Raw genomic sequence first — 5,420 nt, 5'->3', positions numbered from 1 at the left:
CAAAGGCATCGGCATCGCCGCCGCCGAACCCCTCTATGTGGTAAAACTCGATCCCGTCATGAATCGGGTTATCGTCGGTAATCGCGCCAGTGCCGTTAGTGCCGCTTGTCTTGTCGGAAGGATGAACTGGGTTTCTATTGCTGAACCCACCACCCCTATCCGCGCTCAAGTACAGGTCCGTTATCGTTCTCCGGCCGTTCCTGTCAATGTTATTCCCCTAGAAAATGAGCAAGTGAAGCTGGTTTTCGATGAACCACAATTTAGCATCACCCCGGGCCAAGCAGCCGTGATTTATGAAGGGGAAATCGTTCTCGGTGGGGGGATTATTTCAGGAGCAACCCCATAGGGAGAGCCACCAATTCACAAAATAACCTGATTATGGTTCGGGGGTCATTCTGCCAATTAGGGACTCTCCCCAGCAGATTTAGCTAAAAATTAACGACGGGGTACAGAAGCCTCGATGTTAATATTCATAGCGGAGACTCTTGGTACAGGATTGCCTTTGGCGCTACCGAGACCCCGGGCCATAGCCAAGAAGCTGGAAGGATCGCCGGCTTTGGGTTTTTGCTCTTGGGGAACATAGCGACGGACAGCATTCTGCCAAACGATTTGGGGGAAGCCCAAAATACCACGATAGTAGCCATCGTAGCGAGGCGAGGTGATGTTGAATGGACGTTCACCGATGTCGCGGCTGGCCAGGGTGCGACGACGTTGGTAGGGAACGGTATCATAACCAAAGCTTTGCAGATACTCGTCACTGTTGAGAAGTTGATCGACAAAACCTTGAATCCCTTTGGTGGCAACGACAATCGACCAAGCAATTTTTTCTCTTTCGCTATAGACATCGCGACCGAGAACTCTTTGTACTACCTGTTCGACAAAGCGATAGTTGCTGTTTTTCTCGTAGAAGCTGTTATAGAAGGTTTTCGATAACAGTAAACCACGAATGAAATCCCGCACCGATAATTGTCCATTACGCAATTGGGATTCGAGGAAAGGTTCCCGATCCCATTTGAAGGCATGGAAGAAAATCTGACGGTAAGCGGCTTCGATTAAATCGTCCAGGTCGGTAGGGGAGAGGACATTTTCCGTCGTGTAAACTCTCGGTTTTTCGTCTCCACCGACATCATAACCAGCTACCCGCACGTTTTGGGACTTGGGGGCGTAATTTAAAAGAGGAATGGCCAAGGGTAAACCTCCGTATCCTTAGAAATGCTTAAAAAACTTTCCTCCTAATGATAAGGGAGTAGGTGCCAACTAGAAAAGAAATATTAAAAATTCTTACAATTGTTAAGAAAACTTGCTTACCATCCGGGGTGTTGGGGAGCGCCGGAGCAGGGAGCGCCGGAGCAGGGAGCGCCGGAGCGGGGAGACCACTTCGTGCGCGTTGCGGGGGAGCGGGGAGATGGGTAGGGTTGATTCATAGTAGGGTTGATTCATAGTAGGGTTGATTCATAGTAGGGTTGATTCATGAATCAACCCTACCCAAACCCCTAGGGTTGATTCATTCTCCGAATCTAATTCTTTTTTTTGCTACCTTTAATCGCTTATGAGGTAAGCTAGGGAGCAGGGGAGTACAGGTTTTTGCTCTCATAGTAGGTTGATTCATGAATCAACCTACAAAGCGCGACGTTTTGAAAAATTTTCAGATATTTATTCCTAGAAATCGACTAAAAACGTTGCCAGACAAGGATTAGAGAGAATGACATTTGAGAGAATGAAACCACTCTAGGGAGATGGGAGAAAAAAGCTGATAACTGATAACTGATAACTGATAACTGATAACTGATAACTGATAACTGATAACTGATAACTGATAACTGAATTTACCAGCCACTAATCGAATAGGATGATGGTTCGGGGGAATCACTAGAGACTGACTCCGATGACTGATTGCGGGATTCAGCACAAAAAGTGGCCGTATTAAAACCGCCAAAACGTTGAACTGTGCTAGTGCGGAGACGTAAATCGGTATCGGCAAACCAAAAACGCTCGATCGAGGTCATAGTTTCGTATTCTGTAATTAAGACTAAACCTTCCTGTTCATCAATGTGATAACGGCCCGCCACGGGAATGATTTCCGCATAACCTCGCTCCCGCAGGAGAACACCCGCTTGGGGATTATCTTCGTCGGGAATTAGCGCAAAAACGGTGGTTCCTTGATGATTTTCGTTTTCTTTGTCCCACTGCATCGAACCATCCCAACTGACAAAGGCACCCCCCACAGTCTTAGCGGGATCCACTTCGTGCATTTCACAGATAGCGATAATTTTCGGGTTATCGGCGCTTAAAGCTTCCACATAAATCTCGGAATCGCCGGTTTCTGCGCGTCGAAAGGGTAAATGATGGGTGGTGCGCTGAGATTTCCACTGTCCCGCACTTTTCTGAAAAAAGGTCATACCGTCCATAGTTTTTATCCTCTGTTTTTTCCATCTATTTTAACGCCATAGCCGTTTTCTGTAACCCTTGTCCCCCTCTCTCTCTCATTCATCCCCAAAATAATCATGATCAATTCTCTTGATTTCATAGATTTTTTGGGTCGATACACCTAGGTTATAATCAATCATCAATTGACTTAATTCTTCCCCATCAATCAGCACTATTTTTATCTCATTTCTGGGGGCATATTCTAAAGCCTCTTGGGTAAAATAGGAAGTAGTGATAAAAATGCCTTTTTTGGCTCCTTGTCCCGCTAATGCCCCGACAAATTTCTGGATTTCTGGACGACCAACGGCATTATTATCAGCCCATCTTTTGGCTTGAATATAGATTATATCTAAACCGAGTCTATCTTCTTTTATTATTCCATCAATCCCTTGATCACCGCTCTTACCCACTGCTTTACCTGCATCTCTAATCGAGCCACCATAACCCATTTTTACCAGTAATTCTACTACTAATTTTTCAAAAGCATCTGGGGATAATTTTCGCAGAATAGAAAGTAAGTCTGTCGCTAATGCTTGACGAATTTCTTGATAGGAGTTTTCTAGTAATTCCTCTGGGTTTTGTTCTTGATCAGAAGTTGATAAATTGCTTTCAAGAGTAATAGTTTCATTTTGCTTATTGACTCTAGTAAATTCTTGAAACTCAGGAAATTGCCTGAGAAATTTTGTATCGATATGGTCTAGATTTTGAGATAAGATTTCTTTTCCTTTCTCAGAAATTACAAAAGTTGCCCTTTGGGGTGACTCAATTAATCCCGCTTTCTTTAAATAGGTTTTTGCCCAACCGACTCGATTAGCAAAAATTTCTTGTTGTCCACTGGGAAGCATTTCTTTTCTTTCCGCTTCCGTGACTTGAAACTCTCTGACCAAGGCTTCAAAAATTTCTCGATATTTATAAACTTTGCCATCTGCAAGTATTTTTAATAGCGGCAACATAATCGATTGAAAATCTGGAATAGGCATAGTTCAGATGAAAAGCGGGGTCAGTCATTCCGATTATACAGCAACAATCTCCAAGAATTTAGATAATAATACAAAATCGTTTTTTAATAGTGCGATTAACTGCCAATCGAACTTTTAAAACCCACTCCCTGCTTCCCTAATTCCCCACTCCCTACCCTCCTATACTTTTAAAACAGGATTTAGTATAATACACCTGAACTTATTAATGATTGGGAGGCATTCCTAAAGAATTTGAGAGAGAAATTATCGCCATTGATAATCGTCTTGATACTCAAAAATAAGCTGTTGACTATCTAAATTACTTGTTAAGACTGTCTATGAGCGCCAGAGCTGCGGAGCAGGGAGAGCTTTTTTGGTGATAGCTAAAAAACCCCCTATCCCTGCTATTCATACAAAATCTCATCAAAACAAGCTTCTCCCACACTCGCTAAAGTCCTAGCGGCAGCTTTATCGGTTTTCGACTTCTGCACGAGGGTGCGGAATTGCTGTAGATTGTAACGAGCTTGGAATTTTTTAATCGTGCAGTCGCATAGATCTTTGGCCACATCAGCAGCTAATCCCTCCGCGCGCGCTCTTTGTAAACATTCTTGACGATAACTGTCAAAAGTCGTGGCAGGATTAGAACTTTGGCTAAGGTAAACGGCATTATTAGCCTGTACTGGCAAGGATAAAGCCAATAAACCGATAAAAGTTAGTAAATATCTTTGATTTCTCATCATAATAGCTTTTTTAAGCCTGAAATCCCCCACTATATTAGAGAACTGCTGCATAAATTATAGATCGATCGCTCAACTCTTAGGTTCCAGTCTTGGCAAACTGCCAACTGTTATGCTAGGATAAGTAGTGCTTGATCGGCGCCATCGCCAAGTGGTAAGGCAGAGGTCTGCAAAACCTTTACCCCCAGTTCGAATCTGGGTGGCGCCTTGGAAAATGTCGGCAATCTTTTCTTGATTGCCTTGTCTAAATTAAGGTTTACCAAGGTTTTACCTAGAATGTCGGATGAATGCCCCCGCTACATTTTTCGACAAGATACTCACCTTTGCGGGGGATGAAATCCGACCAGAATATCAACCGCGGAGCATCGGTTTAATTCCCCCATCTGTCGGTAAACTGTGTTATCAGTAGTCAGGCAAAATAAATTTCCTAGTGAAGATAGGCAAAAGGCACTCTTGCAATAGGCAAAAGGAGGAATAGATAATCAGTCTTTAATAACTGGATTTAGTGTTATAATTAATTTAACCAATGGTCGAGGATTATTAGATGCTAGTCGTAGAAGCGAAGTTAAAAAACGGAACACCAGAGCAATATCACCGGCTTGATGAAGCAATTAGAACATCTCAGTTTGTGCGTAACTCTTGTGTTCGTTATTGGATGGACAATAAGGGGACAACCCGTAATGACCTCCAAAAACTTTGCGCGGTACTAGCTAACAATAAAGAGACACCATGGGTTAATAAATTAAACTCTCAAGCTCGTCAATCGGCTGCTGATAGAGCCTGGCAATCAATTAATAGGTTTTATCAGAATTGTCATGCTAAGATACTTGGGAAAAAGGGTTTTCCTCGGTTCAAAAAGCATAGCCGTTCCGTTGAGTATAAACTAACAGGCTACAAACTATCTGATGATAGACGTAAAATCAAGTTCACTGATGGTTTTAAAGCAGGAGAATTTGATTTATGGTGTAATCAAAAAACCTTAGTTTATTATTCAGAGCAACAGATTAAACGGGTAAGAGTTGTTAGACGTGCCGATGGTTATTATTGCCAGTTTTTGATTGACGTAGAACGGCAAGAATACCATAAACCAACGGGACAAATAACAGGAATTGACCTAGGGTTAAAGGAATTTTATACCGACGCTCAAGGCAATATAGTAGAGAATCCACGTTATTTAAGAAAGTCAGAAAAACGACTAAAAAAAGCACAACGACGATTATCCAAAAAGTTTCGTCAAGGAAAGAAACAGTCTAAAAACTATCACAAGCAACGGGTAAAAGTAGCTAAACTTAATCTT

Annotated in this window: 7 protein-coding genes and 1 tRNA gene; 4 read left to right on the top strand and 4 right to left on the bottom strand. The window is 42.5% G+C overall.

Annotation, left to right across the window (positions count from 1 at the left end; genetic code table 11):
• The coding region (locus O9290_RS20300; protein ID WP_353852157.1) for an aminomethyltransferase beta-barrel domain-containing protein at positions 1–346 on the top strand (346 nt) is incomplete at its 5' end.
• Positions 347–435: 89 nt separating this feature from the next.
• Here O9290_RS20300 and O9290_RS20295 read toward each other — a convergent pair.
• From O9290_RS20295 to O9290_RS20280, 4 genes are all read right to left on the bottom strand, one after another.
• Entirely contained in the window at positions 436–1,188 is a 753-nt protein-coding gene (locus O9290_RS20295) for a phycobilisome rod-core linker polypeptide (protein ID WP_287732694.1), read from the bottom strand.
• A 638-nt stretch (positions 1,189–1,826) separates the two neighbouring features.
• Positions 1,827–2,408: a phycobiliprotein lyase gene (locus O9290_RS20290; protein ID WP_002795626.1), complete on the bottom strand. Its 582-nt coding sequence runs from the start codon at positions 2,406–2,408 to the stop codon at positions 1,827–1,829.
• 75 nt (positions 2,409–2,483) lie between these two features.
• Entirely contained in the window at positions 2,484–3,407 is a 924-nt protein-coding gene (locus O9290_RS20285) for a restriction endonuclease (protein ID WP_288056122.1), read from the bottom strand.
• Between the two features lie 383 nt (positions 3,408–3,790).
• Positions 3,791–4,126 carry a hypothetical protein gene (locus O9290_RS20280; protein ID WP_147071731.1) on the bottom strand — a complete coding sequence of 112 codons (336 nt, stop codon included), beginning with the start codon at positions 4,124–4,126 and terminating at the stop codon, positions 3,791–3,793.
• 134 nt (positions 4,127–4,260) lie between these two features.
• On the opposite strand from O9290_RS20280, the gene O9290_RS20275 reads away from it, so the two are divergent.
• The 3 genes from O9290_RS20275 to O9290_RS20265 form a co-directional block, all read left to right on the top strand.
• Positions 4,261–4,331: transfer RNA gene (locus O9290_RS20275), tRNA-Cys, on the top strand.
• Between the two features lie 75 nt (positions 4,332–4,406).
• Positions 4,407–4,532 carry a hypothetical protein gene (locus O9290_RS20270; protein WP_261779565.1) on the top strand — a complete coding sequence of 42 codons (126 nt, stop codon included), beginning with the start codon at positions 4,407–4,409 and terminating at the stop codon, positions 4,530–4,532.
• A 135-nt stretch (positions 4,533–4,667) separates the two neighbouring features.
• Positions 4,668–5,420: RNA-guided endonuclease InsQ/TnpB family protein (locus O9290_RS20265; RefSeq protein WP_288087466.1), on the top strand; the 753-nt coding region annotated here is incomplete at its 3' end.

It is taken from the genome of Microcystis sp. LE19-41.2A (assembly GCF_027530405.1).
Taxonomy (GTDB): domain Bacteria; phylum Cyanobacteriota; class Cyanobacteriia; order Cyanobacteriales; family Microcystaceae; genus Microcystis; species Microcystis aeruginosa.
The sequence above is the reverse complement of the archived record's forward strand: the minus strand, read 5'-3'. Positions and strand labels throughout refer to the sequence as shown.